At 57.5% G+C, this 26,450-nt stretch carries 32 protein-coding genes and 1 pseudogene; 19 read left to right on the plus strand and 14 right to left on the minus strand.

What is annotated here, in order from left to right:
* The first annotated feature begins 7 nt into the window (after positions 1-7).
* The 8 genes from CRP02_RS26880 to CRP02_RS26910 all read left to right on the plus strand — a co-directional run bounded on the left by CRP02_RS26880 (position 8) and on the right by CRP02_RS26910 (position 8,893).
* Entirely contained in the window at positions 8-2,272 is a 2,265-nt protein-coding gene (locus CRP02_RS26880; protein ID WP_097172973.1) for a hypothetical protein, read from the plus strand.
* A gap of 9 nt (positions 2,273-2,281) precedes the next feature.
* On the plus strand, positions 2,282-2,455 hold the full coding sequence (locus tag CRP02_RS27675; protein ID WP_179784180.1) for a hypothetical protein: 174 nt from the start codon (positions 2,282-2,284) through the stop codon (positions 2,453-2,455).
* A gap of 61 nt (positions 2,456-2,516) precedes the next feature.
* Positions 2,517-3,494, plus strand: coding sequence for a hypothetical protein (locus CRP02_RS26885; protein ID WP_097172974.1), 978 nt, complete (start codon positions 2,517-2,519; stop codon positions 3,492-3,494).
* Positions 3,494-4,132 carry a DUF4376 domain-containing protein gene (locus tag CRP02_RS26890; protein WP_097172975.1) on the plus strand — a complete coding sequence of 213 codons (639 nt, stop codon included), beginning with the start codon at positions 3,494-3,496 and terminating at the stop codon, positions 4,130-4,132. The genes CRP02_RS26885 and CRP02_RS26890 overlap by 1 nt, the downstream gene beginning before the upstream one ends.
* Before the next feature lie 111 nt (positions 4,133-4,243).
* Entirely contained in the window at positions 4,244-5,707 is a 1,464-nt protein-coding gene (locus CRP02_RS26895) for a phage tail sheath subtilisin-like domain-containing protein (protein WP_097172976.1), read from the plus strand.
* Between the two features lie 13 nt (positions 5,708-5,720).
* The gene (locus CRP02_RS26900) at positions 5,721-6,233 is read left to right on the plus strand and encodes a phage major tail tube protein (RefSeq protein ID WP_179784181.1); all 513 of its coding nucleotides are present in this window, start codon (positions 5,721-5,723) and stop codon (positions 6,231-6,233) included.
* 75 nt (positions 6,234-6,308) lie between these two features.
* Positions 6,309-6,620 carry a phage tail assembly protein gene (locus CRP02_RS26905; protein WP_097172977.1) on the plus strand — a complete coding sequence of 104 codons (312 nt, stop codon included), beginning with the start codon at positions 6,309-6,311 and terminating at the stop codon, positions 6,618-6,620.
* Positions 6,621-6,742: 122 nt separating this feature from the next.
* Entirely contained in the window at positions 6,743-8,893 is a 2,151-nt protein-coding gene (locus CRP02_RS26910; protein ID WP_097172978.1) for a phage tail tape measure protein, read from the plus strand.
* On the opposite strand, the gene CRP02_RS26915 is transcribed toward CRP02_RS26910, so the two are convergent.
* Complete coding sequence (locus CRP02_RS26915; protein ID WP_097172979.1) at positions 8,890-9,213, minus strand: signal recognition particle; 324 nt, start codon at positions 9,211-9,213, stop codon at positions 8,890-8,892. The two genes, CRP02_RS26910 and CRP02_RS26915, sit on opposite strands and share 4 nt — an antisense overlap.
* Positions 9,214-9,257: 44 nt before the next feature.
* Here CRP02_RS26915 and CRP02_RS26920 point away from each other — a divergent pair, with 44 nt between their 5' ends.
* The 10 genes from CRP02_RS26920 (at position 9,258) to CRP02_RS26970 (ending at position 17,642) form a co-directional block, all read left to right on the plus strand.
* Positions 9,258-9,722 (plus strand): phage tail protein, encoded by a 465-nt coding sequence (locus tag CRP02_RS26920; RefSeq protein WP_097172980.1) that lies wholly within the window; start codon positions 9,258-9,260, stop codon positions 9,720-9,722.
* A 6-nt stretch (positions 9,723-9,728) separates the two neighbouring features.
* Positions 9,729-9,941 (plus strand): tail protein X, encoded by a 213-nt coding sequence (locus tag CRP02_RS26925; protein WP_097172981.1) that lies wholly within the window; start codon positions 9,729-9,731, stop codon positions 9,939-9,941.
* A gap of 3 nt (positions 9,942-9,944) precedes the next feature.
* Positions 9,945-11,111, plus strand: coding sequence for a phage late control D family protein (locus tag CRP02_RS26930; RefSeq protein ID WP_097172982.1), 1,167 nt, complete (start codon positions 9,945-9,947; stop codon positions 11,109-11,111).
* Between the two features lie 153 nt (positions 11,112-11,264).
* Complete coding sequence (locus CRP02_RS26935) at positions 11,265-12,173, plus strand: glycoside hydrolase family 19 protein (RefSeq protein WP_097172983.1); 909 nt, start codon at positions 11,265-11,267, stop codon at positions 12,171-12,173.
* 465 nt (positions 12,174-12,638) lie between these two features.
* On the plus strand, positions 12,639-12,929 hold the full coding sequence (locus tag CRP02_RS26945; protein ID WP_031234067.1) for a phage holin family protein: 291 nt from the start codon (positions 12,639-12,641) through the stop codon (positions 12,927-12,929).
* 105 nt (positions 12,930-13,034) lie between these two features.
* Positions 13,035-13,313 (plus strand): hypothetical protein, encoded by a 279-nt coding sequence (locus CRP02_RS26950; RefSeq protein ID WP_097172985.1) that lies wholly within the window; start codon positions 13,035-13,037, stop codon positions 13,311-13,313.
* Positions 13,310-14,998 (plus strand): SGNH/GDSL hydrolase family protein, encoded by a 1,689-nt coding sequence (locus CRP02_RS26955; RefSeq protein ID WP_323455398.1) that lies wholly within the window; start codon positions 13,310-13,312, stop codon positions 14,996-14,998. Before CRP02_RS26950 ends, CRP02_RS26955 begins: the two co-directional genes overlap by 4 nt.
* A gap of 204 nt (positions 14,999-15,202) precedes the next feature.
* Positions 15,203-16,042 carry a DNA adenine methylase gene (locus CRP02_RS26960; protein WP_097172986.1) on the plus strand — a complete coding sequence of 280 codons (840 nt, stop codon included), beginning with the start codon at positions 15,203-15,205 and terminating at the stop codon, positions 16,040-16,042.
* A 238-nt stretch (positions 16,043-16,280) separates the two neighbouring features.
* Positions 16,281-17,345: a non-homologous end-joining DNA ligase gene (gene ligD / locus CRP02_RS26965; protein ID WP_097172987.1), complete on the plus strand. Its 1,065-nt coding sequence runs from the start codon at positions 16,281-16,283 to the stop codon at positions 17,343-17,345.
* A gap of 30 nt (positions 17,346-17,375) precedes the next feature.
* On the plus strand, positions 17,376-17,642 hold the full coding sequence (locus CRP02_RS26970; RefSeq protein WP_097172988.1) for a DUF982 domain-containing protein: 267 nt from the start codon (positions 17,376-17,378) through the stop codon (positions 17,640-17,642).
* 3 nt (positions 17,643-17,645) lie between these two features.
* Here CRP02_RS26970 and CRP02_RS26975 read toward each other — a convergent pair whose 3' ends face one another.
* From CRP02_RS26975 to CRP02_RS27000, 6 genes are all read right to left on the minus strand, one after another.
* Positions 17,646-18,068, minus strand: a complete 423-nt coding sequence (locus CRP02_RS26975) for a hypothetical protein (protein WP_097172989.1) — start codon at positions 18,066-18,068, stop codon at positions 17,646-17,648.
* Between the two features lie 106 nt (positions 18,069-18,174).
* A complete protein-coding gene (locus CRP02_RS28025; RefSeq protein ID WP_323455399.1) occupies positions 18,175-18,612 on the minus strand; it encodes a BrnA antitoxin family protein in 438 nt (145 codons plus the stop codon).
* On the minus strand, positions 18,609-18,857 hold the full coding sequence (locus CRP02_RS26985; protein WP_097172990.1) for a BrnT family toxin: 249 nt from the start codon (positions 18,855-18,857) through the stop codon (positions 18,609-18,611). The genes CRP02_RS28025 and CRP02_RS26985 overlap by 4 nt, the downstream gene beginning before the upstream one ends.
* Before the next feature lie 102 nt (positions 18,858-18,959).
* Positions 18,960-19,214 (minus strand): hypothetical protein, encoded by a 255-nt coding sequence (locus tag CRP02_RS26990; protein WP_097172991.1) that lies wholly within the window; start codon positions 19,212-19,214, stop codon positions 18,960-18,962.
* Positions 19,211-19,495 (minus strand): hypothetical protein, encoded by a 285-nt coding sequence (locus CRP02_RS26995; RefSeq protein WP_032489676.1) that lies wholly within the window; start codon positions 19,493-19,495, stop codon positions 19,211-19,213. Before CRP02_RS26995 ends, CRP02_RS26990 begins: the two co-directional genes overlap by 4 nt.
* Positions 19,492-20,160, minus strand: a complete 669-nt coding sequence (locus tag CRP02_RS27000) for a ParA family protein (protein WP_097172992.1) — start codon at positions 20,158-20,160, stop codon at positions 19,492-19,494. Before CRP02_RS27000 ends, CRP02_RS26995 begins: the two co-directional genes overlap by 4 nt.
* A 434-nt stretch (positions 20,161-20,594) precedes the next feature.
* Between CRP02_RS27000 and CRP02_RS27005 the strand changes: the two genes are divergently transcribed.
* Positions 20,595-21,197: a recombinase family protein gene (locus tag CRP02_RS27005; protein ID WP_097172993.1), complete on the plus strand. Its 603-nt coding sequence runs from the start codon at positions 20,595-20,597 to the stop codon at positions 21,195-21,197.
* Between the two features lie 166 nt (positions 21,198-21,363).
* Here CRP02_RS27005 and CRP02_RS27010 read toward each other — a convergent pair whose 3' ends face one another.
* The 7 genes and pseudogenes from CRP02_RS27010 to CRP02_RS27045 all read right to left on the minus strand — a co-directional run.
* Complete coding sequence (locus tag CRP02_RS27010) at positions 21,364-22,224, minus strand: replication protein A (protein WP_097172994.1); 861 nt, start codon at positions 22,222-22,224, stop codon at positions 21,364-21,366.
* Positions 22,225-22,406: 182 nt separating this feature from the next.
* Entirely contained in the window at positions 22,407-22,613 is a 207-nt protein-coding gene (locus CRP02_RS27015) for a ribbon-helix-helix domain-containing protein (protein ID WP_097172995.1), read from the minus strand.
* Positions 22,614-22,708: 95 nt separating this feature from the next.
* The gene (locus CRP02_RS27020) at positions 22,709-23,512 is read right to left on the minus strand and encodes a hypothetical protein (protein ID WP_097172996.1); all 804 of its coding nucleotides are present in this window, start codon (positions 23,510-23,512) and stop codon (positions 22,709-22,711) included.
* A complete protein-coding gene (locus CRP02_RS27025; protein ID WP_097172997.1) occupies positions 23,509-23,910 on the minus strand; it encodes a hypothetical protein in 402 nt (133 codons plus the stop codon). Before CRP02_RS27025 ends, CRP02_RS27020 begins: the two co-directional genes overlap by 4 nt.
* Before the next feature lie 691 nt (positions 23,911-24,601).
* Positions 24,602-25,097 (minus strand): annotated as a pseudogene (locus tag CRP02_RS28075) (hypothetical protein); the annotation flags it as partial.
* Between the two features lie 168 nt (positions 25,098-25,265).
* Positions 25,266-25,550 carry a hypothetical protein gene (locus CRP02_RS27040; protein ID WP_097173000.1) on the minus strand — a complete coding sequence of 95 codons (285 nt, stop codon included), beginning with the start codon at positions 25,548-25,550 and terminating at the stop codon, positions 25,266-25,268.
* 184 nt (positions 25,551-25,734) lie between these two features.
* Positions 25,735-26,450: DUF5131 family protein (locus CRP02_RS27045; RefSeq protein WP_143539342.1), on the minus strand; the 716-nt coding region annotated here is incomplete at its 5' end.

The following is a 26,450-nucleotide window of genomic DNA, read 5'->3' on the forward strand; positions in this document are numbered from 1 at the left end:
AACAAACATGCAGAGAACTGCTTTTTCTGAAGCCGAAATCGCCGAACACGCCGATTTTGAAGCCATCGGTTTGCAGGCGCAGGACGCCACCGATCATCTTTGGCTTGATGCTATCGGCTACCCTGCCCATTGGGCCGCCTTCACGGTCGCCCGAAAATCTGCGCAGGAAATCACGGTTTCGACCGGCCGCTACGTCGCCGGCAAGATCGTCTATGCGCAGGTAGCGCCGAAGGATATGAACCTTCAGCTTCAGATACCGGTCGCCGCATCCGATCAGCGTTGGGTTGCGATCCTGCTGCGTGGCAAGGAAGTGACCGACACGGCGAACCGGCCTTTCGAAACGTCTGACGATCCGGAAACAAGCGTCATCGTCAACCGCACCACGCCGAAGACAATCCGCCGTGTAGTCGAACTGATCGTGCAGCAAGGCGAAGCAAACCCGGTTCCCGTAAAGCCTCTGGTTGATGCCGCAGATGCTTGCATCGCCTTCGTGCTGCTGACCTCTGCCGGCGTCAACACCATCGAACCGGGCAACAGCGACCGCGTGAAGACGCTATACGAAGTGGAAGGTCGCGTTACGGCGCTTGAAGTCGATCTTGATGGCCTGTTCATGCGGACCGAGACGATTGAAACGCAGATCGTCAACATCAAGGCAAAGCTGACGGAAATCCCGCGTCCTGTCATCATTCGCCAGATGCAACGCGATATCGGCGCGGCGCGGCTGAAAGTCGATCTGCCCGACGAAGCCCGCGCATTCGTCTTCGATCAGGCGCTGATAACAGACCGTTGGGACATGACCCATGTGGACTGGCTGGCGCGCATTGAAGAGGGTGTCCGGTTCGGCTTTGCAGCGGAAGCGCAGGCGCGGCTTGAAGTGCAGGCGGAAGATGATCCGAAGATCGCCTTCCGTGGCCGTCGCATGGTGCCAGCCTTTAGCGAGGTGACACGTATTGCCAACACATCTCTGGATGGCACGCTGAATATTTCGCAGTTGGTGCATACCCAGACCACACTTGTGCGCAAGGAAGCATCTCGCGTCCGCATCACCTACGGCCCGACGCAATGGGCCTGCGAAAATCAGGCTGGCTGGGCGGGCCTCGGGGGTGACTCCCGCGTGGGGCAGATGCTCAACGTGGGTGGCGAAACCTTCGAAGTTGTCGAAAGGCGCGACTATGGCGGTCCCGGCCACCAGACGTATGGCGTGCGGCAAATTCGCTATGAAATGTATAGCGAACCCTATTGGGAATACGTCACCGAAGACGTGGGTGTAAACGGCTCCATCTACGGACAGTCGTTCCTTGTGGCCCAGCCGATGCAATTGACAAGCCTCGACCTGTCATTTGCCCGCGTCGGCGCTGACGGCGATGTGCATGTCTTCATCGTGGAAACCACCACGGGCGGCATGCCGCGTTTCGACGCTGTACTGGCGCAGGGCAAGTTGAACCACGCCGATCTCGTTGTCGGCTGGAACAAAGTGGTTCTGCCAATCACCTTGCTGGAAAGCGGAAAGCGATATGCGTTCGTGACCGTCACGACTGGCGCGCATGCGCTGCATATCTCGGGGTCGAACAAGTACACGGGCGGTACGCAATTCCTGACAACGGACGGCGCGTTCTCGCAAGGTTCGACCGAAACGGATATCTGCTTCCGCCTGAATGCCGCCCGTTATCACAGCCCGCGCACAGTCATTCCGATGCAGGCTTTGAACCTTGCGGATGGCATGACGCAAATTGACATGCTGTTTGCAGGCTGGGTGCCAGGTGGTTGCCAGCTTGGTTGGGAAATCCGGCCTTCCGGGTCAAATGTCTGGACCGAACTGGATGACGGCGATCCGACGACGAACCCGCTGGTGGGGCTTCCGGCGTCGGTCGAGCTGCGCATGGTGATGATGGGAACGGCTGACTTGCAGCCGATGATCCAGCTTGACCAGAAAGCAATCTCTCGCGTTGCCAGAAACCGTAGCACCATGCGGGCCGTCACGAAGAGCTTTCCATTTGGCTTCGCGACGACAAGCATCCAGACGCAATTCACACTGGATAGCTTCGATCCAGACCGCCACACCTTCACCCCGGCCATCATGGTCGGAAACACGGTGGTCAATCCGAACACGACTGAAATCACGGTCGATCCGCAACGCCCTTCGCGTCGGACCTATCTTTCAACCTACACGCTCGGCGCTGGGGCGAATGCCGCTCGTATGCGTCCAGCGGCCACCACAAACAATGTCGCCTCCGTGCCGTTCGTGCAGGACGCGTTCATTGCAGCACTCTAAGGGGTTCTTATGGCTTTCCAGATCAACACTGAAAAATCCTATCAGGTGAAGCTCTCGCGGCCCGTGAAACTCGGCGCGTTCACATACAAGCCGCTCAATGAAATCGAAATGCTCGGCACGGTAGTTGTCGCCATCATCGAGCAGGAAGGTGACGAGGTGCTGGACTATGCCAGAGAGGTCTGACGACTATCAGCTTCCGTCGTTTCCGAAGACGTTGATTGATCGGCCCTTATGGAACGGCACGATGGCGAACATCGCCGTGCGCCTTTTTACCGTTGAGGCGCGCGCTGCATCTTTTGCCGCCCTCGAAGCGCAGGGCATACAGGCGTCGCTTGACTATATTCAGGCCAACGTCGCCCCGCAGATTGCAAATCTGCAAACAAAAATCACCTTGGCGCAGGAACAGATCGACCAGATCATCGTCGGCGGCAAGGCACCCGATACACTAAAATTTGGCGGCCAGTTGCCAGCCTATTATGCGACTGCGAATGACTTGACCGAATTTCGGGCGGGACTTTCGATCTACATGCTCAAAGACCAGAGAGACGCGGCGGAAGGTGTCGCACCTCTTGGTTTGGATCGCAAAGTGCCGCTGAGCAATCTCCCGACGCTCACCACTACCACCACGGTAGGTGCTGCTGTTGCCGGAGCAAACGGCGTCGAAACGCCGGATGACGGCGATGCTTTTGCAGGCGTGAAGGCTGGTTCGTCTACCATGTTCAAGGTGACGTGGGCAAACATCAAGGCCAAACTCGCCGCCTTCTTCGATACCCGGTATGTGAGATTGGTTGGCGGGGTTATCTCTGGAAACATAGCCATCGTGCCGGGTGGGTCAAATTGGGCCATCATCGATCTTCGCGCCGAACAGGGTCACGCCGCCGCCATCGATTTCTCACCGAACGGATACTCGGGTGATTATCTATGGAGGCAGGTAGCGCAGTCTGACTCAAATATGGACTGGGCTTACAATGGCCAGCACCGCGTCAGGTTCAATAACGGCGGCCAAATCTGGACATCCACTTACGGATGGCTGAATGACCGATTTGCTGATCGCGCCGCGCGCGTGTGGCACGATGGCGGTATTTGGGAGTTCGGGGCAATTGATCCGAACTACAACGATCTCACGGCCGACGCCCCGAACCCCTACGTACTGATTGGGCTTCGCAGTTCTCGCGGCACAAATACCGTCCAGCTGCGAGCGGTGCAGTTGAGGAACAACTGATGGAAGACGCCTACAGTACTGACAACCTGCCCTACGATCTGTCGTCCGACGAACTGATCTTCCTGATCCGCAAGCTTCATCCAGCGGCTATTCATGGCGCTGACTTCTGGTGCGCGCACAAGGTGAAGATGAACAGTCTGGAACGGACAAGCACGGCCATCATCGTCAAATGGGATTTGCCGAATGACAAGCCTACGCCTGACGAAATCAAGACGCTTGCAACGACACATGCTGCGGAGCTGCTTGCCCTCGGGCATGCCAGTGCACTCGATGTTGATATCGAGCGCGACCGTCGCGTCAATGCCGGCTTTGTCTTCGAAGGGGTACACTACCAGTCCCGCCCGGAAGATAGAGAGAACATTGCGGGTGCGAAGGCGGCGGCTACAGATGCGATAACAATCTACGGCGCACAGCCGGGTAACCTCGCATGGCAGCGCCTCCTTGATCCGGATGCGCCGCCTGAATTCAGGTGGATCGCGGCAGACAACTCGACGCATCCGATGGATGCGCAAACCGCGATGCGTTTCGGCTACGCGGCGTTGAATCACAAGCAGGCGCATATCTTCGCGGCTCGCAAGTTGAAGAACATGATCGCGATCCCGGCCGACTTCGCAACGAACCCCGCCTATTGGCCCTGACGGCAACTCCTATCTGAAAACCCGCCCCGCCTTTTCTGGCGGTGCGCCCCCTCATGTCCGGTTATGAACCGGCCCCCCCTTCAAAATCTGTAAACTTCAAAGGAGTCCATAATGGCTGACCTAGCCTATGCGCATGGCGTGACCTTGACCGAAAGCACGGAAACCCCGTCGCTTCTTCGTGTCCAGCGCCAAGGCATCACTTTCATCAACGGCACGGCACCCGACGCCGATCCGGCCGCGTTTCCGCTGAACACGCCAACGCTCGTCACTTCTGAGACGAAAGCAAAAGGCCTCGGCGCGGGCGGCACCTTGCTCGAAGACGTGAAGACGGTTTTCGGCGAAGGCGGATCGTGGTGCATCGTCAACCGCGTCGAGCATAGCGCCGATCCGGCAATACTGCAGGCGAACCTTATCGGCGACCTGGTCGCGCGAACCGGCATTTACGCAGCACTTCGTGCCAAGGGTTTGACGGGCTACCAGCCGCGCGTCATCATCACGGCCGGCAATACCGGTGCATGGGTGGAAGCCGGCGTCGTATCGGTTTCGGTTGTTGCTGAAGGCTCGAAATTGACCGAGCCGCCAATTGTGAAGGCCACGGGCGGCGGTAACGATCAGGGCAAGGAGCTGCCGACTCTTGAAGCCGTCATGGGTGAAGGCACCAACGCTGATAAGGTTGTGGCTGTCCGCGTCGTCAAACCCGGCAAGAAGCTCGCGGAGCCGCCTGTCATTACCTTCGAAGGCGGCGGCGCAGATGCTGCAAAGGTGCTGCCGCAGGCGACGGCAAACGTGGGTGACGTGGCCAATCCGTTCGTTTCTGCGTTGAATGCCATCACCCCGAAAATTCGCGCTCGTGGCTATATCAGCGGCCCGAACACGACCAGTGCCGAAGCCCTGCGTTTTCGTCGCACCATCAACGGTGGCCGCATTCTGGTCATCGATCCGAAGGTCATCAAGAACGTTAACGGGGTTCCGGTGACAAAGCCGGTTGCAGCGGTTTTTGCCGGCGTGCGGTCTCGCGTCGTGGCATCCAGTGAGGGTGTGTCGGGTTCGGTTTCGAACAAGATCATCCGCACCATCGACGGCGTTGCCCGCACGATCTCGTATCCGGATGACGCCAACTACCTGAACGAAAATCAGGTGGCGACGATCATCAATGAGCGTGGCGGCTTCCGCACCTGGGGTAGCCGTCTGGCGATTGATGATCCCATTTGGCAGTTCGATAGTGTCCGCGCCACTGCCGACATGATCAACGAGTCGCTGGAAGATATCTATTTCGCATACGTGGATCGCAAGTTCACGAAGGCGAATATGAAGATGATGATTGAAGACGGTAACGCCGCTCTTCGCGTATTCAAAAACAACGATGACATTCTCGGCGGCCGGTGCTGGTTCCCGGCGCTGAATGATCCGACCCTGATGGCAAACGGCAAAATCTTCCTGAACGTCGAGTTCGAGCCTGTTGCCATCATGGAGCAAATCCACATCACCACTCACCGCAACATTCTCTACTACCGGCTTCTGCTGGATGAAGTGAATGGGCTTATCGAAACCGGCCCGCTCGCGGTTGCCGCATAAGGAGTAGCCAGACATGGCAGAAAAAAACCTTCCCCGTTACATCCTTCGCGACTGCATGCTGTGGGCAGATCGCGAAAGCCAGCTCGGCCAGATCGGCGAAATCACGCCGCCTGTCCCGGAAGCCAAGCGCGAGGGGATGCGCAACGCCGGCATGATCAAGGAACGCAACGTGCACCTTGGTTACAATGCGCTGGAATTCAGCTTCAAGATGCCGGGTCTCGATCCGCAAATCTTGAAGCTCTTCCGCCTGAAGCCCGGCGCTGACACGCCTTTCCTCGTTACCGGCGCGCATGTCGATGAAGATGGAACCACGCACAGTGCCGTCATGTCCATTCGCGGCAAGCTCTACAAGCCCGATCCGGGCACTTGGAAGGGTGGCGATCTGGCGGCGAACGATTACGCCGTGGACGTGAATTACTACAAACTCGAAATCGACGGCGCAGAAATCTACGAAATGGATGATTTCGAATTCAAAGTCGGCGGCGTCTCGCAAAACGCCGACATTCGTACCGCGCTCTTGCTCTAAGGGCGTGTCACTTCCTCCGCAAATTCTCCTTTCATTCGGCCCGCTTCGTGCGGGCCATTTCTTTGAGGTTTCACCATGACCGCTACCAATACCAATACCGTCGCCGATACCGAGACCGATGAAGTAATCGTTCCTCTCTCCAAGCCCGTCACCCATGGCGAAGCCACGATTTCCTCCCTGACTTTTCGTGAGCCGACCGTTGGCGATTTGATCGTCGGCGATGGGTTTCCCGGCCAGCTCGCCAAAATGACCGCCATTCTCGCTTCGATCTCCGATACGCCTCTGCCGGCGTTCAAGAAGATCGGCGCAAAAGACTTTTCTAAGATTGTCGATAAGACGGCCGGCCTCTTGGGAAACGAGAAGAAGAAGGACACGACTGGCGGCTGATCGCCGTCTTCGTCTCCGAACGTCACTCCACATCGCTTGAAGTCATCGAGCGATGGTCTCCTAAAAAGCTGCTGGCCTATTTCGAAAAGTCCTGTGAGCTTTCCAAGATCATGAGGCAATAAATGTCTGTCGTGCAAAGCACCCTGCGCATCTCTCTTCTGGAAGATGTTGTTGCAAAATCCGCCCCGATCTTCCGCACTCTCGACCGGCTGCAAGGCCAGCAGATGAAGGCGTTCGCGCCGATGCGCGGGCTGATCGGGCAGGCCGTCGCGCTGGGTGCCGGCTACCTCGGCGCGACCGAAGGTATTTCGGCGACGGCCGGCGCTGCCATCGAATTCGAAACCGCCTTCGCAGACGTGAAGAAGGTTGTCGAGGCGAGCGACGAACAGTTTGAAAACATGCGCCGTAGCATCCGGCGCATGTCTGGCGAAATCCCTCTGGCCGCAACCGACATTGCGGCCCTGTTCGCGGCGGCGGGCGAGTCCGGCGTGGCGACTGAGGATCTACAAAGTTTTGCCGAAATGGCCGCCCGTGTTGGCGTTGCCTTCGATATGACGGCGGCCGACGCCGGCGAAAGCCTCGCCAAGCTGAAAACCCAGCTCGGCTTGAATGTCGCCGAAACTGGTGAAATGGCCGACGCCATCAACCACCTGTCGAACAACATGGCGTCCAAGGCCAAAGACGTTACCGAATTCATGCTGCGCGTTGGCGCCATCGGCGAGATGAGCGGCTTTGTGAAAGAAGACGTTGCGGCCATGGGTAGCGCCATGATCGCGGCCGGCTCGGATGCCAGCACGGCCGGCACGGCGATGAAGAACGTTATCCGCGCACTGTCGAAAGGTGACTTTGCCAAGAAGTCCCAGCGTGACGCTGCAAAAGCCCTCGGCCTGCATCTACCATCTATCGCCAAGGATATGCAGAAAGACGCCAAAGGCACCATGCGAAAAGTGCTGACGGCCATTTCCAAGGCTCCGAAGCATCAACAGACTTCGCTCCTGTCCGAATTCTTCGGTGATGAAGCCAGCGCCTTCATGCCGCTGGTCGGCAATATCAAGCTGTTGGATGACGCGCTCGCATCCGTGGCCGACCGGACGAAGTATTCCGGATCGGCTTTCGCAGAGTATGTCCAGCGCGCCAACACGACGCGCAATGTCCTCGATCTGCTTGGCAACAAGATTTCGAACGTGTTCTCCGAGATGGGTGACGACATGTTGCCGGCGATCCGCGAGGGCGCGGCCGGTATTGGCTATGTGATCGACACACTCGGCAATCGAGTAACCATCTTGGACAAAGCCACTGCGACCATGAAAGGGTTCATGCAGGGGCTGGGTTACGATGGCGGCATCCGCGAGCTAACAGAAGATTTGGGTGATCTGCTGTTTGGGGAAATCGACGCAAACGCAGCAGATCGCATCGGCAGCATATTCATGAAAGCCAAAGAATGGGGCGCATCGCTTCGCGAGCTGAATGACGCCATCAAGGATAATCCGATTGCCAAATTCCTTGCGGAAATGTCCGGCTACGGCTTCCAGCTCTTTTTGTACGCCTCGGGCATCGCGATGCTGGCGGGTACGGTTCGCAAGCTGGCGGGCGCATTGATGCTTCTATCCGGTGCAAGCACGGCGCTATCGATCCTGAAAACGATAGGAACTTTGAGCGAGTTTCCAGGGTTGGGTGGCGACGGTGGTAAGCCGGGCGGGAAAGCCCCGAAGGGCGGGGGTGGCAATGTGCCTGAAGTTCTGCCGTGGTATAGTCAGGCTGGCCAATGGCTGAAGGGTTTCGGTTCGCAGCTCGGCTTTGGCCTGTCCGTCCAGAGTTTGGGTGACACCCCCGGCGATACGTTTCAGGACCAGGTCAACAACCAGCAAAAGTACAAGGAAGCTCTGCAGAAGCTCTTTGGTCTCAACAAGGATGCTTCGGGGGTTTCTGGCTGGGACAGTTTCTGGTTCGGCGATGCCGCCAAACCGGAATTCAGCTTTCGCGAACACGCGGGAATTTCCGGCGTGGGTGGATCGGCGGGCGGTGCGCCGGCGACGGCAACCGCCTCCGGTCAACCGGTTCTCGCTCGCATCGACGCTGGCTCGATTGCGGAAATGGTCAAGCCGAACGGTACACAAGATGTCAGGGTGACGAACCGCGAACCTGTCAGCGTTACGGTGCACAACCAGTTCAGTATCACGGGCGTTTCCGATCCGCTGGCGGCCGGCAATGCTGCCGCCTCGCAAATCGGCGAAAAGGTGCGGCAGGATGTTGAAAGTGCCTTCAGCGACTAGCGAATAAAGCCGTTCGTCTTTGCTACCCTGCTGATTTGAGCGCAGTGGGCGGCCTTGGCGGACGGTGTCATTTTCTTCTGCTTTGACTTCTTGCCTGATGTCATCAGCTCTAGGAATGAGGGAAAACCCATGTCGTCGGCCGGCACGTTTTTCTCGATATACGCTGCGATCATCTTATGATCGTAGGTCAGGCCGCAAAAGTCTTCAGCGGCCAAAACCGTTCCGAGCTGGACTGCGATCTGGCCGGATACCTTTTCGGGCGCGGCAGAAGCCGCCGTCGCGAAAATCAGCAGCGGTGCAAGTATCAGCGTTGGCTTCACCGCTGTTCCCCCTCTTATTCATCATGCGTCGCCAGAGGTAAAATATGTCCGGTTACACGTCAATGATGCTCGGCGGCTTCGCTTTCGAGGCGCTGGGTTTCGGCTATCAGGGTGTCAAGCGCTCCCTGAATACCTCATGGGCGGAAGTGCCCGTGGGGCAAACCCTCAACCCCCAGCAATGGACCGGCCCTACGTCAGACGAAATCACCATCGCCGGCGTTATCTTCACCGAAGAATTCGGCGGACAATCGCAGCTCGATGGGATCGCCGCTGAAGCGCTCGCCGGCGTGCCCATGATGCTGGTTACGGGCGATACGGTTGAGGGCGTCATCCAAGGCGTATTCACGGTGCAGGGTATCGAGGAAGATAAGTCCTATCACAACGCGCGCGGCGTGGCTGCGCGCAACGCCTACACCATCAAGCTCAAGCGCCAGCCGGACATAATGCCCCTGCCCGGTGGCTCCATTCTGGATCGCGCCACAAGCTTCCTTTCCAACCTCTTCCGGTGATTTGCCATGTCGAACACATACATCACGCGGCAGGGTGAAACCGTCGATCTCGCCTGCCTGGCGCACTACGGCCGAACGGAAAAAGTCGTCGAGGTCGTTCTCGATGCAAACCCCGGCCTCGCGGCGCTAGGCGTCGTGCTGCCGATGGGCACTGCAATCACCATGCCCGCCATGCTGTCCACTACGACGCAGCCGCGTCTTGTCAGTCTTTGGGATTGAGCCATGCATCCACGCGTCGAAATCACGATTGATGGCCAGCCCGTGGCCGGCACGTTCTACGAGCGCCTGAAGTCCATCACGGTCACCGATAAAGAAGGATTGAAATCCGACACGGTGGATATCGAGCTGAATGATGGTCCGCCCGACTTTCTGGCCCTGCCGCGCAAGGGCGCAATCATTGCCGTCCGGATGGGTTACGGCAACAACCTAGGTTCGCTAGGCACCTTCACGGCCGACAAGATCAATGGTGCCTGTTTGCCCTACGGCCTGTCGATCTCGGGAAAGGCAGTAGACTTCCGGAGCGGCAAGCTGAAGGAACGGCAAGAGCGAGCATGGGATAAAAAGTCCCTTGGCGATATCGTCTCGCAGATCGCGAGCGAAAGCGGCCTGACGCCGGCCGTTGATTCCGATCTGTCGAAGTTCGTTTATGACTGGATCGGCCAGCAGGATGAAAGCAACCTCCATTTCCTGCGCCGGCTCGCCCAGCGCCACAACGGGCTATTCTCGATCAAGCAGGGCCGGTTGCTGTTTTCAAAGCTGGGTTCGGGCAGATCGGCGAGCGGCAACAATATCGGTAGCGTGATCGTGACCCCCGAAATGGTGCAGCTCGGCAGCCTGAAGTTCGATGTTGGCGACCGCACGAAATACAGCAAGGTGGTTGCCTACTATCAGGATAGCGACAAGGCGCAGCGCGTCGAAATCGAAGCGGATGCAGATGCTGACGGCGATAGCGTCTATCGCATTCCGGAGCCGTTTTCGTCGCCGGACGAAGCCGACAAGGCGGCGCAGGCCAAAGCCAAGAACCTGAAGCGTGGCGAGGGCAGCACATCGGTCACGGTGATCGGTGATACCTCAATCTGCGCGGGTGCGCCGCTGCTTTACGCAGGCATTCGGCCCGGCCTCGATGGCGTGCCCTACATCATCGACACGGCCACGCATAAGTATGTCGCGAAAGGCACCTTCACCACTGACATTTCCGGCAAGCTCTACGATGGCAAGTCATCGACGGAAGGCGGCGAAGATGAAGGCGACGGTTCCTCCGGCAATGCTGGCGGTTCGAAGAACGGCCCGGAAAGCAGCGGCAAGGTCGCGCCTAATAGTGCACCTGGTACGCCTGCAACGCCGGCGCATTTCCTGACGCCTCGGCTGGGGCGCACGGATGAAAACTGAATAATCACTGCCCGTCGCCATCGGTGCGACGGGTCCACTCGTCTGGTCGCCTCTGGTGACTTGGCAGCGCCCGGCCTCGCCGGGCGCTTGAACCACCAGGTTCATTCCCTCCCCTCGCCTTCGGGCAACCTCATTTAAATCGGAGTTATCCTTATGGATGCGACAACGTTCTTCGCATATGCGAGGCGCGCGCCTTTTGGCGGCCGTCTTTCGCAGGGCCAGATTGATGGCATGAATGCACTTTTCCGGTGCTGGGACTCTCACAAAATCCCCGGTCCGGACAATCGCCTCCTCGCCTATATTTTGGCGTCGGTATTTCACGAAACGGGCGGCACGATGTTACCGGTTCGCGAAACCTTCGCCTCGACCGACGCCGGCGCTATTGCTGCTCTCGATAAGGCATACAAGGCCGGCCGGCTGGGACAGGTCAGTGAACCTTACTGGCGCAAGGATGCGGACAAAAAGAGCTGGTTCGGACGCGGCCAAATCCAGCTCACGCATAAGTTCAACTACGATGCCCTTGGCAAGCGGATCGAAGTTGACCTGGTCGGCAATCCGTCACTCGCCCTTGATCTCGATATCAGCGCAGAGATTGCCATCGTGGGCATGCTCGAAGGCCTGTTTACCGGCAAAAAGCTGCTGGCATATTTCAATCTCAAGAAAGATGATCCGGTCGGCGCGCGCGCGGTTGTAAATGGCCGGGACAAGGCAAAGCTGATCGCCGGTTATTACAAATCCTTCCTTGATGCTTTGGAAGCCGCCGCCCTCGCCTATCATCAGGGCCAGCCGGATGATGTTGCCGACCGCGACGCGCAGGCGGACAACGTGCCGGCCATGAAAAGCAAGTCGCTCTTGACGATCATTGGCAGCTTCCTCGGCGCTATCGGCCTCGGCGCGGTGGACGATCTCAAGGGCGTTGTTGAAAGCGGCGCAACCCTGTTCGGGGCGATCTCCAATCCTTGGGCCTTCGGTAGCCTCGTCTTCGCGACAGTCGGGGCTGTGGTTCTGACGTGGCTTGTCGGTTCCGGCCGCATCACGATCAACCGGAGCGCCGTACGGTAATGTTCGGGCTGGATGCCGGATGGCTCAAAATGGCGGCTGGGGGGCTTTTCTGCGCGTTTGCCCTCGCCGCTGGTTCCTATCACCTCGGAAAGCACGAAGGGCGCTCCATCGAGCGCGCAGAGGGCGAGGCGAAGGCCGCAAAAAACGCGCTCCAACGCATCACCGAAATGGAGAAAAACAATGCATCGTTTCGCGATCTTGCGCCTCGCCATCGTTGCCTTGCTCTCATGCGCTCTAGCGGGTTGCCTGACGGCGCCTGCGACGACTGAAGGCAGCGGATATCAGGTTACGCGCTTTTCAAATGCGGAGGCGGCGCGGCTGGCTTCGCAGGATGCCACGGCTGGCCCGGCCATCCACTCAAACAACCAGCAGTGCATGAAAGACCCTGCCTGCCGGAAATAGAAATCGTAGGGCTTCAGAGGAGCCAAGGGGCTGAAGGTGGACAAGTTCAACTCGTTCAACGAAATGCTGACCGCGTGGGGCGGCGGGGCATTCACAACGATCATCGGCGCACTTGCCGGCCGCTTCATGTGGCACGGCAATGAAGCCAGAAAAGGCAACAGGAAGTTTTTCGGGCGCGAGCTGCTTTGGGAATTTCCGGTGGCCGTGGGTATGGCGCTCATTGGTGAAGGCGTTGCGTCATACCTCGGCATGAGCCAGCCCGCATCAACCGGCCTCATCGCCGCGCTTGCCTACTTAGGGCCGCGTGGAACGGAAGTTCTTTTCCAGCGCTGGTTTAGCAAAAAGGTCGCCTGACCTTCTAACAACGATGGGTCGGCTGGTTTGCAGCCGGCCCATTTCTGTTCTCGCGGGCGCTTGGACGGCCCTGCGATCCCCAGCAATATAATCTTTGAGGATAAAATGACCGATACATTTTCTGTTGCCGGAACGCTTGCGTATCAACTGGCTGTCGACGGCGAAACATGCAGCCGCTTTGGTTTGCAAATAGCAACTGAGTACCCGGTTTATGTAGTGATCGGGGAAAATGCGCCGGCGGCAAACACGCCACATTTTCTGTTGCTTTCTACGGACGGAACCCGTGAACTTGTCGCAGGCCTCGCGGAAACGGACAAGGTCTACGTGCGCGCCGAAAGCCCGGTTGACATCGCGTTGCGCGGCTTTCGCGAGGGCCGGACATGAGTGGTTTTTCATTCCGGGCCGGCATGGGACTTGCCATGCCTGATGGCGATAGTGGGCCTGTCATCGAGATATCGAAACTGGACTTTGAAGAGACCGCGTTGGCGGGTGCGGCTCTGGCTGTCCTGTCCGTATACGAGGCTCGCGCTATGGTCTCCCTTTCATCTTTGAACTTTGACGATGTGGCAGCAGCCGGGGACACGCTCGCCGCTTTGGAGGTAGGTATGCCCTGGACATTCAAATTGCTCGATGATGCTGGCGGCCGATTTGCTATATCCGGCCGTAACATCGTGCGCGGACTCACCCCGCTTGACCATAAAGCAATGCCTGCGCCGGCTGTGACGATTGAGGCTACAGACGGAAAGCGGGTGCGGCGCAAGACCTTTACGGTCAATGTGCGGGGCATCAACGCGTGGTCGCCCATTCACGCCAAACTTGATGCTGGTGAAAACGCTACGCTGTTCGTGAACGGTGACAGCACCGCCTATGCCGATCCCGGTATTTTCTACCGTCTGGCGCAAGCGATTGGCGACATGCACGATGCGACCGTCATCATTTATCGTTGGGCGGAATGGAACATCAACGCTGCCACCGGCCCAAAGGCTTACGCCGCTCCGGTTACGCTTCGTACTGGCAAGCGTGGCACGCTAACGGTCTATCTGGCGGCTTTGCCGGGTGGCATGGCTGGCTACATGTTTGCCGACCAGCGCGCCGCCGCGCTGGCGGTTCCGACGCCCGATCTCTGCATCATGCATCAGGGCCACAACATGCAAAGCTTTGAGCTTTCGAGCGGCGACGTCAGATACGTATCTGGCAAATCAGCCTTTCTCGGTCCCATTGCCATGACATGCCTGAAATGGCCCGGCGTACCGCAGATCATCACTACCCAAAACCCGAAGCGCAGTAGCGCCGGCTATGACAAGGTGAGGGCAGCAATTCTTGAGATTGGCGCGTCACTGACTGATATCATGGTCATCGACACGCATCAGGCGTTCATGGATGCGGGCAAGCCGCCCACCTGGTATCTGGACGATACGCATCCAAACGAGTTGGGTTATGCGAAAATTGCGGACTATCTGATTGCCAGCTATCGCGGATCGACGCCGGTCGCCGGCTACGCCACCGCGCCGTGGCCGTTCACTGCCGCAACCAACCTGCATGCCAATCCTGACTTCACGAACTGGACAGGTGCGGTTCCAGTCAATTGGAGCGCGCAAGCCCCAGCGACGGCGAGAAAGGACACTAATGTTAAGTGGCCGGGTTTTGCTCATTCATTTTCGATGGCTCCAAACGGCAATGCTGCCGCTGGCATGGTTCGCTACATCAGGACAACCGAGTTGACGCCCCTTCTTGGCAAGCGGGTCACGGTCGCCATCCTTTATTATTCCGTGGCTGGACAACGTAGTCCAACTATCAACTGGGTAGTGAAGTCCGGAGGGGGAACGCGCACGCTGGTCGGCGCTGCCCTGCAATTCGGTGGAGCCGGCGACCAGGTCACGGGCGGATGGATGATGGCAGTCTTTCACAACGTGCTCATTGATGCAGACATAGACCCGAACGCCTTCACGACATACTTCTCGATCCGCCCCGGTTTCGGCGTGACGGCTCCTGCATCAAACCTGCCGTTACGTCTTCAGAAAATCATGATGGTAGAGGGCGATAAGCCGCGCATCGGTTTGGCGGCGTAAGTTGTCTTGATCCTCAAAAAAAAGGGCCGGCAGGTATCAGCTCGCCGGCCCTTTTGCATGCCGCCCTCGGGTGGCCGCAGCCTCGCGGCTGCAACAGCGGGTGCAGATTGGCGTCGTACCCCGCCCGACAACATCAAAGATCATTGCCGCACCCTTCGCCTGCGCAGGCCGGTGCGGTTTGTCAGAAAAGATGGTCTTAGACAAATGCAAAATCTCTTCCAGTTTTCCGAAGTGCGGCCGGTCTCCCCTCCTGCTGCCTATCTCGGCGGCAAAAAGCAGCTCGCCGGCCGGATCGCTGCATTGCTCGAGCAAATTCCGCATGACCTTTATGTGGAGCCGTTTACTGGCATGGGCGGCGTATTCTTTCGCCGTCGCCTTGTTCCTCGAGCAGAAGTCATCAATGATATTTCCGGCGACGTGACGACGCTGTTTCGCATTCTGCAGCGTCACTTGCCCCAGCTCTTGGAGGTGATGAAATTCCAGATTACGTCACGGCGGGAATTCGAGCGGCTGGCCGCGTGCGATCCTGCTACCCTGACCGATCTGGAACGGGCCGCCCGGTTCCTCTATCTGCAAAAGCTGGCGTTCGGCGGCAAGATTTCCGGCCGAACCTTTGGCGTCGATACCACGGGTGGAGCGCGGTTCAACGTCACGCGGCTGACGCCGATCATGGAGGAGGTCCACGAACGCCTCGCCGGCGTCGTCATTGAATGCCTCGATTGGCGTTCGCTCATTGAGCGGTACGACCGGCCGGGCGCGATGTTCTACCTCGATCCACCCTACTTCGGCTGCGAGAACGATTATGGAAAGAACGTCTTCAAGCGAGATGACTTTGCGGAAATGGCCGAACGTCTCAGCACGATCAAGGGCCGCTTCATGATCTCGCTTAATGACCGGCCGGAAGTGCGGGAAATCTTCGCACGCTATCCCATGACGCCGGTTTCGCTGACCTACACCATTCGAGGCGGCGAGGGAAAAGAGGTTGGCGAAGTCGTCATTCTCGACGGCAAAGAGCCGGCTATTCCAAACCTGCCATTGCTATGAACTCGAAAGCCGCTCGGTCATGCCGGGCGGCTTTTTGCGTTTCTGGCGTCGGCGTCGGGAATGACTTTCTAATTTCTTGCTGCGATCGCGCGCTCAAGCGGCTCCGCGGTCGCAATAAAATTACAAGACGGCGAACGAATGTTTCACGCTGCAGCGTCGGCCGCCGGCGATCGCTGAAATGATTTTCCCCGTGGGTGCTGACAAATCTTTGTAAAGGTTTCGGGTGCAGGCTGTGGGTATGACAAAGCCCCCTCGCCCCAGATCAAAGCTGCTGCTGCGCGATGATGGCAAGCCCCTTCAGTCGCGCCCGATCCGCAAGAGAAACAAGGCCCAGCCGGCATTGCCGCTGGAGCCAATGCCGACGCGTGTGGAGCCTGCTCTTGCGCTGCTGAAGCAAAAGCCGCCTTCAGGTGACAAGTGGGGCTGGGAAATCAAATGGGATGGCTATCGGCTTGCGATACATGCTGACGCGAGCGGCGTGCGGATATTGACACGCGGCGGCTATGATTGGGCCACACGGTTCCCGGCTATCGAGCAATCGGCTCGCGATCTCGGCCCGGCGTCTTTCATCATCGACGGCGAAGCGGTCGTCCTGGACGAACAAGGGCGCTCGGATTTCAATGCGCTACAGAACAGCTTGGGTGCTGTTGGCGCGCGTAGCGGCAAGAAGACGGCCGGCAATGCCGTGCTGTTTGCCTTCGATCTTCTTTACCTCGACGGCCGCGATCTGCGCGAGCTGCCGTACAGAAGCCGCCGCCACCTGCTTGAAGAAATGCTGGCGGGCTTTGACGGCGCAATCCGGATTTCCGAAGAAGTTGAAACCGACGATCCCGGTTTGATGTTGGAGCATGCCTGCCGCCTCGGGCTGGAAGGCATCATCGGCAAGGATCGAAACAGCCCCTACCGGAGCGGAAGAACCGGCGACTGGATCAAGGTTAAATGCGTCCTGTCGGAACCCTTCATGATCGTTGGATATGAACCCTCCATGTCAGCCAGCGGTGGCTTTGCATCGCTCTTGCTGGCCGCCTATGACGGTGACGAGCTGCGCTATGTTGGAAGCGTCGGCACTGGCTTTAAAGAGCGGGCCGCAAACGAGCTGCGCCGGATGCTCGATAAATTGCCGTGGCGTAAGAAAAAGCCGCCCGTCGCCTATGCCGGCCGGCGTGAGGTTGTTTGGGTGCAACCGACGCTCATTGCGGAGATTGAGTTTCGGCAAATTACGCCTGAGCGCAAGCTACGTCATGCGGCTTACAAGGGGCTGAGAGAGCGGCAGGATAACGCGGACGTGTACCGGCTTGATTAAACGTCGCGGTTTTTAGTGTAAGCTCGCCGGATGAGCGAATTCAGGATAGAGCCTATTACGGTCAATTGGGGTGATTTCGAAACCCTTGAAACAGTCACGGACTTGGCCCGGTGCCTTCTCGAAAAGTGGCCGGGTAGTCCGGATGGACAGGCGTATGTGACCGCTCTCATGGTTTGCTCTGCCGTCCTTGAAAATGGCTTAGATGATCGGCCGGAAGATGCACGCACGGCTTTTGTTGATGCCGCCCACGAAGCGCTCCTGTCCGTCTCTCCAGATGATGACGATCTTGATTTCTAGCTGCTAGTTTTCTTCATCGGAGCGCCGCACTATTCGGCCGCCATGCCTCAACCGCACGATGCCGCTGCAATTATGCCTGTAGACCTGATAGGCCGCATTTGCCGCCACGATGTTTTCAGCGCCGGCAAGCTCTTTGAAGCGGAAGCCGTCTTCGTTGACTTCGTCCACGGTGAAAGGAAAATTGGCGTCGAAGAACGGCACCTTCTTGGGGTCTGGTAGATCCACCACATGTTGCTCCTGCCCCACTTCGCAAAAGAAGATGCTTTCCCGGCCGTACACCCATGCAATGACAGTGCGCCAGTCAAGCTTTCCCTTCGCCTTGTAACAAACCTGCCATTCATTCTGGTAGCAAATGAGCATCGGCCAGCTAAGCGGCTTCCTGATCGTGGTTTGAATTTCGGTTGATTTCAGGAGTGGCGCGGGCATTGATCCTTCCTTTTTGTTCTATAAATGTTCTCATAGACAAAAGGAGTCAAGCAATCGCCGGTGAAACAAAAAAGCCGCCCGGGCTGGGGCGGCTTTAATGGCTGGCTCATTGAAGGCCGGATATCTTTTTCAAGTCACTGTTTATACGCGACTGCCAACCCTTCCCCATCGCCTTGTAATGCTCGACAACTTCAGGATCGAGCCGGATGTTTACGGGGGTTTTATGTGACTGCGCTTTCGGCCGGCCGCGCCGGGCTATCTCCCGGTCGATGCTCTTGGCCAAATCCGGCAGCACTTCGCGCAGCGGCTTCATCTTTGCTTGGTCATCCGCCTCTAGCGGTCTCTCAATCTCTGGATCGGGACCGATCATTTCGCCGGTTGCGGTTTCAACCCACCAACCATCTTCGTCTTGGTGTACGCCACCCTTGGCAATCAGGTCTTTCATGGCGCGGTCGTACTCATGCCAGCGCCGGCGCATCTCTACCGCGTCGGCTTCGCTGTCTCCTAGATCGGCGGTAATAAATTGAGGCCATTTCCGGGTCATAAGAAATTCCTTTCTGCCTTGCTTGCCCGCCGCATCGAAATGACGGAAAGGGCTTCGGAGCCATAGGGGCGGAACACTACGGCGATAACGGTAACGCCTTCAAAGTTTCCAATCGCCAGATAACGGCCTTCCTTGGTTTCTTCGATTTTGGCGGCCGCAAAAAAATCAATCGACAGATCAGCGAAGTCTAGACCGTGTTTGGTCAGGTTCGATTTCCGCTTATGTTCGTCCCAAATGATTTTCATATTTTGTATCTACAATAAAATTTAAGACGGCGCAAGTTTTTTGTATACACAAAAAAGCCGCCCGGCATCACCGAGCGGCTTTTGTGGAGAGAGCATTGATAGCTATTTCCAGTCTTTGACGAGGTCCTTATCCGCAAGCGATCCACCGATGTAGATGTATTGCTCCTGATCAGTGCCGCTGTCGTCTTGGCCTATTAGATAGACGCTATGGCCGAGACCATTTCCCAATTGATCGTCTTGCTTGCTCAATGATCTTGCGCGGCTGCGCGCCTTCTTCACGTCGAGATCGTCAAGCGGAATAACCTGCTCTCGGCCCTCGATGTAGTGTTCAATCCTGTAGCGCATTTGCTCCGTCATCCTTTGGCCTCCAAGTACAGCGCCCATGCTTCCTCGATGATAACGCCTTGCACCACCCCGCGCCGCATAGCCTCCTCTGCGATCTCTTCGGAAACGTGCGGCAGCACTTTGGCGTGCACCTGGCCGGTGCGTTCGCTCTTCTTGCGGCCGGGCTTTCCGCGCGGCGAGCGATCAACGAAGCCCCTCGCCTCCCCTACTGCGTCAGCCTTCGCGATGGCTGCTTCGCTGGCCGGCTTCGCGGTCCGTTTCAGCGACCCTAGATCTAGTTTGAAATCATTCATCGCAGTGCCTCCGTTAGTTTCTTGAATATTGCCATCGCGAAGGCCTCGGCGTTTTCGATTGCCGCCGCCATATTGCCTTGCTTCGATTTCATTGAATGGAGATTGCCGCCGAACTGAAAAAGTGCGGAATATGCCGTCCGCTCGACAAGAGGCGGTTCAATGATTTCTACTCCGTTTTCGATAAGTGACGCCTTGATGCCTGTGTATTCGTTTGAGCGGATCGCAGGGCTAACCATCGTGAATACGACCGCGTGAGCTATCTTCCGGTCAATTGCTTCTTCTTCTTCGGCAATAAGCTGTAGCGACTGCGCGCCTATGGTCGCATCCAGTGCTTTCGGGCGCATGGGAATGAGTACCAAGTCTGCTTGTGATATTGCTCTAGAGACCATGCGGGATGCCACGCCTTCAAGGTCCACGATCACCACGGCTCCATCAACATCGTGCTGCTTGATTGTCTTAACGATGCTGGATTCCGTCACATCGCTTAGAGCTGTGATGTTCTCCGGAACTTCCCCAGCGTTTGCCCAAATGGTCAATGAACGGTTGGGGTCGCAATCCAACATGGTCACAGGGACACCCTTATGCGCTAGCTCAGTCCCCAGCACTACAGCGGTAGTGGATTTCCCTGCCCCGCCCTTTGATGAAGCCACTACGACAACAGGCATATGTCATTCTCCGGTTAACGCTATAATCTGGTTTATTCAAATACCCGGTAAAAGTTGATATCGGATTAATTATTAAATCCGGTAAATGAATTGACCGGATATAAACACAAATCGGGTTTTAATTGCAACTGGGTATTTCCACTAATCGGATAATCGCTATTACCGGATAAACCAAAAAACCCGATATTTATATGAACCCGGTTTTGCACCTAATCCGGTATGCCGAGTGACTAAAGTAAACAGGCAGTTAATTTTAAATCGGGTGAATGCCGCGTGCCTAATCAACGGGTTGGGCAATAGGGCAGGGGCTAAGGCGCATGCTCAAAATCGTCCGGATGTGGCGCCGACGCTAACACCTGGTCGAAACCCCCTTTCCAGCAAATGCGACATGTCCAATAATGGCCCGGTCACTTATGGACAGGGCAGGGGAGAGAATGTCTCGAATTTTTGCTTACGTGCGCGTTTCGACGGTTGGACAATCGGCCGAGAACCAGATCGCGGAAATTGAAAGGGCCGGCTTTAACATCATGCCGCGCCGGATCGTCTCGGAAACGATCTCTGGAAGTACGCCGGTGGCCCAGCGGCCGGGGTTCTTGAAACTGCTCGACCGACTCGAACCGGAAGACGTGTTGATCGTGACAAAGCTGGATCGCCTCGGCCGTGACGCCATGGACGTTAGCAGCACGGTCAAGATGCTGGCCGAAAACGGGGTGAGGGTGCATTGCCTCCAACTGGGCGGCCTCGATCTCACCAGCTCGGCCGGCACGATGACGATGCATATTTTGAATGCGATGGCCCAATTTGAGCGTGACCTGTTGATTGAAAGGACGCAAGCCGGCGTGGCGCGGGCGCGCGAAAAAGGCAAGCGCTTCGGCCGGCCGCCCGCATTGACGGATCGGCAAGTGAAGTCAGCCAAGGCAGAACTCGCGGAAGGCGTCAGCGTGTCGGCCTTGGCCCGAAAACACGGCGTGAGCCGCCAGACTATCGCGCGGCTTAAAGTTGCACCGCAAGACGCCGCTCCGGGGGATGTGGAATAATATTCTCTTCAAGATTTCCCCTTGCGACCTCTCATAAGCCAAAAGACCTATCCGGGCGTGTAAACGGTCCTGAAACTGCGTATAGGTTGCCGCCGAACCGCACTTTAACGCGGTTCGGAACCGCCGCAGGGCCGCGTGAGCGGACCGAACAAGCGGCGTCCGCTTATTAATCCGCAGGATTATAAAAATCAGGACCGGATTCAGTTCTTTCAGTGAACTCACGCTCATTCAAAAGCTTTTCGGCCTTTCTTGCCTCCAAATTTTTGCGGATGCGCTCGATGGCAGGGTTCGCCGTCGCCGGCTGGGTGTAATGAAACTGCATCCGCTTTGCTGCTGGCGTCTGGCGGCCTTCCTCGGGCCGCTGGGCGCGGTTCTGTGCGGCCCGCTCCACATACCCGGCCAATTGCTCGGCGCGCGCCCTGTCCTCTACAGTCTCCCGCAGGCGGTCGGCCGACGAAAGGCCATCCATGTGCGCCTTGATGGCGTCTTCACGTTCCTGCTGGGCCTGTAGCGCGTCATCGGGCAGGGGGGTGGCCTTCCTCACATATTTGCCAAGAAGCGCCTTGGCGCGCGCCGGCAGGCTCAAGCGATAGGCGTTGCTTGTCTGCTGCACCTGCGGGCCTGCGCCGTCATTGCCGGTCGGGATGTATCGGCGCAGCCAGTCGACAAAGCCGTGAGTGCGCAGCGCATCAAGGGCGCGGCATACAGCAGCTCGGGCGCGGCCGATCTTCTCCATGATGGTGCTGATGGACGGATCAAGCCGGCCGTTCCCGAAATCAACCAGATTGGTGAGATAGTCCAGCACTTCAAGGGCGACGTGACCGAGGGGGCCGGTGCGCTTACCTGGCTGTTTCATTGCCAGCTCATACTTGCGCGCGGCAAGCAGGATTTCGCGGGCTTCGTGGCGGGGCAGGGGCTTCCAGAATACAGCCTCGCACTTGCCCTTCAGGCGGGAATTTCTGCGCACGGGTGCGCCGGTTCGTCTGGTGCTGGATTTTGCCTGCACCGCGCCAATCTGCTGGAACATGGTTCCTTTGTCCTCTCTCAAGAGGGCATGGACAGAAGACAAAAAATCAGCGTTCCCGCAAGCGCTAACATCTTGCGAGTTCGTTAATTCTGAACTATCTTGAGACTGTCTTACGGTTCTCAAGATCGTTTTATCTACTTATCCAAAAAGCCCCCGCCTCGCCAAAGGTGGGGCTTTTTACTTTATGCCCTTGTTTGTTCTAAATAAAACCTGACGGCCTCTTCCAAAATCGGGGCGCGGGACGTTGCCCCACGTTCCTGTTTCAAACGGTCAATCTCTGCTACCACTTCACCCGGCATAACAATGCTGACATTCACAAGCCCTCTGGCTGCTTGTCTTGCGCGGGTGGCTGCAACGCTTTCACGGGATGAGGGACGAGTATTCTTCATCTCTACATGTAGCAGTGATTCCCGTTGATTCTGCAAGCGGCGTCACAAAGTTTCCTCGGTGATGGCGTTTCGCCGGCTGCAAAACCCTTCTTCCCTTAGTTCGTGTGCGCGTCGTTCGTGACTGGTGGCAGGTGTCGCGCCACCAAAGCCTCAATGTCTGTGAGGGGTACGCGGCTGCTGGCTGTGCCCGCGAGCTGTGCGACGAACCACATGCGCGTATCGTCATCGAAAGCAGCAAGCGCAGCCTTGTTCGGACGCGTCGTTATGAGATGTTTCAGCTGGGTTTCTAGCGAGGCAATGTCCTGCTTTTCGGGTGCCGACGGGTGCTTGGCTTTCGCGACAGCGACATTGAATGCATCGACGGCGCTGGCATCGCTTTCGCCATGACCGATTTCGTTTCCTTTTGAATCGGTGATGATCGCGCCGTAGAGCGGTTCGCCTGCCGTTATCTTCCCTTTGGCAATGTGCCAGTAAAGCTCCGGGTGATCCTTATCGAATGCCTCTACGGTCCCCGCCACGTCCTGCACCTGTGCGGAGATGGTGGAGCGAAGAGCGATATATGTAACGGTCTGCGTAAAGTCTTTTGTGACCCAATCGGGATTGGTGGCTTTGTGCATGCCTTCCTGAATTGCCTCTCCGAGCAGGTTGTACAGAAGCAAATCGACGGCGCATGTATCCAAAGCCTTCACGGCCACGGATGGCACGGGCTGTGGCTCCGCAGCGGACAGGGCGGCATTCCAGTAGTGCCAGCCGGCATTGATGATCTCGTCCTGATATCCGTCACCGCAGCGCATGAGACTTTCGGTGCGTATCTCGATTTCGAGGAACCCGCTTTCCTTCAGGCGCTCAATGACGGCGGTTTCGTACAGGTCTCTTTGCGTCTTTGTTGCGGCGGTCATCGGCCGGCCTCCTGCTTGGTGGTTGGTTCCGGATAAGCGCAGCCGTCATCGCAGTTATAGCCGTCGCAGTTTTGGCAACGGCGATTGTCGGGCGCAGCTCGTAGCATTGACTCCCATCGTTTGAAGCCGTCGAATTTCCGGGCTTCACGCGGGCTTTCGCCTTTGAATGGGATATCCAGCACATCGAACAGCCAGCGCATCGTAGCGCGCACGTCCGCCGCTTCTTCCATGAGCGCGGTGCTGTTCAGCTTTTGCGTAGCGGGATCGGCTTCAGCGTAGCCTTGGATCATGCAGCGCGTTGCAATCTTCGCCAGCTCGCTGCATTCCTCGGCCACCTTGCCCAGCACCTGGTGCAATACAACGTCTTCTTCCGGCTTCCATGCGTTGATAATGCTCATGTGGCGGCTCCATCGGCTTCATTCGCGGTGCGGGCGGCGTCGCATTTTCTTAAATGTTCCATTGCAACGGTGCGGTAATCGTCGCCGTGTTCAAGGAGGGTGACGATAAGCCAATGTAAAACGTGTGCCTGCTCATCTTCGGCCCTGTGGTTGATGCTCTCGCCGCCAGCGCGCAAGAGTTCGGCCATGGTTCCGGAATTCCAGAGCATGGTCGAAAGTACCGTTTTCAGATCGCTTGTCAGTGACCTGGGGTAGAGAAGCTGTTTGGCCTCGTCGGATGCCCAACCTAGCGGCGGGTGCGGCTCCGGCGGGCGCTCTTGGGCGTTCGCGTGCCTATCGTCATTAAGAATGTCGAGCAGCTGCGAAAGTGTGAGGGGCTGAGTGACGATGTCCGCATTAGTTTGCGGGTGAATGGGTAGTGGGTAGTATTCCCACATGTGAGGACCATCGTTGCGATGCCTCAGCCTCCACGCGATGTGCGTCATGAATGGACCTCCAGTTTGTCGATATTGGATTTGTGCACCGTGAATGTGTAGGCAATTACCCACGGGTTTTTGTCCCATGATCCGGGGCCGTTGATCCTGTCCCATAGATCGCGGGTACCAGTCGGTTGCGCTGGTGAACCATTTTCCCGGAGGTGATACGCATGCTGCTTGAAGGTCGTCGGCAAATCGATTGAAGGTAGGTGTGTGCCAAACGCCCTCGGCAAATGCGTCCTCCTCGCTGATATCCTGAAGGCGCTCAACCCGCACATCGGTCACACAAAGCGTGATGCGAGATGCCCAGCGTGGCATAAAGATGGACGGCCGCCAGAAATCCGGACCTTTGGGCGCGTAAAATTTGAACGCATCCTTGTCGCCGTTCGGGTAGGGGATTTGCTCCACCTGGTCCGTCCAGCCAACCTTCCCGCGCTGAGCTGCATAGGCAATCTCAACCAGATCGCCGCACCACTGATGCGCACGCCACGTTTCTTTCACCCAAAAGCGGTCGCCCACAGAGACTTTGAGCGGCACCTTTGCAAGGCAGCTTGTGGCCTCTACGCAAGCATAAGGGCCGTCCTCATCGATTTCGAGCGTGCCGGGCACCGCCCATTTCGGCAGTTTTAAATGGCGGCGCGATTGCGTCTTTCGCTCTTCGAGCTGGGCGCAGACCATGGTGCCGCTGAATAGGATAGGATGGTCTTTCATCGCGCGGCCTCCGTTTCTCGCGGTTGGAGGATCGCATGAACCTCATGGGCTGCGCGCAAGGTCGTATCGGAAAGCAGGCCGCCATTGCTCCCTTGCCCATGCTGCCGTTCATGTCATGCTCAACTGCGTTTGCGAGTTTGAGGGCTGCTTTTGCCAGATCATCGCGGCTCATTGCGCGGTCCCTTCGATACGCTCGAAGCGGGCCGTTTCGCCTTCAGCAACGAAGCGAAGCGGAACTTCATAGTCCGACCACCAATAGGCATCGATAGAGTATTCGCCTTCCTTCATCTCCATGAGTGAAATCAGGTCATCTATCGAATGAGATATCGTTTCGTTCTCGCGTTCGAGACGAAAGCAATTGGCTTGCGCCGGTACGTGCGTAGTCGTCAGCCATCGGCCATCATCTTCAATGATGAGGGTGAAATCGCCAAAGACGCGGTTTTCATCGAACATGACGATATCGCCGTGCTGTAGGCGCTGAGAGTAATTCTGTCATCTTCGTCTTCTTCTGTCGGCCGAAGAAACCAATTATCGCCGGCGCGATTGGATAAAGCTGTTCGGGTCTTCTTCTGGATCGGGATAGATTCGTCCATCCACGCGGACGGCAGGTATCTAAGCTCTGTCATCGAAACGCCTTTCAGGCTGCGGAATTTTTCAGGGTGAGGGCAGGGACGGCGGGGCGGGCGTTATGTTCAACGCGGTCCAGAAAGCGGCCTGTCTTGCGCTTGCCGGCCCGGATCATGCTGTGGTCGGGGTCCAGCTCGTCGCACCACATGGGCTTGTGCCAGTGTTCCCATTCCTCGCCGGTCCACTCCATCCAGTCGAACCGGCTGATTTCCGGGTCATCATCGAGCGTTACCGCGCCGAGCTGCGGCACGTACTCGCCCCACTGCTTGAAATGAAAGGCAACGCCGGCGTCCGCGCACTGGTCGCGCAGGCTGCGAATCCAGTCCGGGTGCGCCGGCCGCGCCTTGTGTTCGCCCTGATCGGTTTCGCCGCCAACGATTACCCACTGGATGCTGTGGCAAAGTCCAATGTAGTCCCGGCCGTTATGGACGTGATTTGTGCTGGGAATGTCGTTGTCTTCCGGCCGCATCCAGATTTTCCCACGCAAGGCGTCAGTGTGATACTTTGATGCCGGGTATTCCTTGAACGCTGTCAGATCGGCGGGGCCGATAAGTGGCTCGCAGGACAGGAATAGGAAGAGCGGGCGGGTTTTGGCGTGCCATAGATCAACGCTCGCCTGCAGCAATGCCGGCACGTTGATATTCGCCCGCGGTTGATCCTCAACCGTGGTGCCGATCGCTGCATTCTCGGGCAGGCCACCGGCCTTTTCGGCCATCTTGGCGATGT

This window comes from Rhizobium sp. AN5, from assembly GCF_900215255.1.
GTDB classification, from domain to species: domain Bacteria; phylum Pseudomonadota; class Alphaproteobacteria; order Rhizobiales; family Rhizobiaceae; genus Agrobacterium; species Agrobacterium tumefaciens.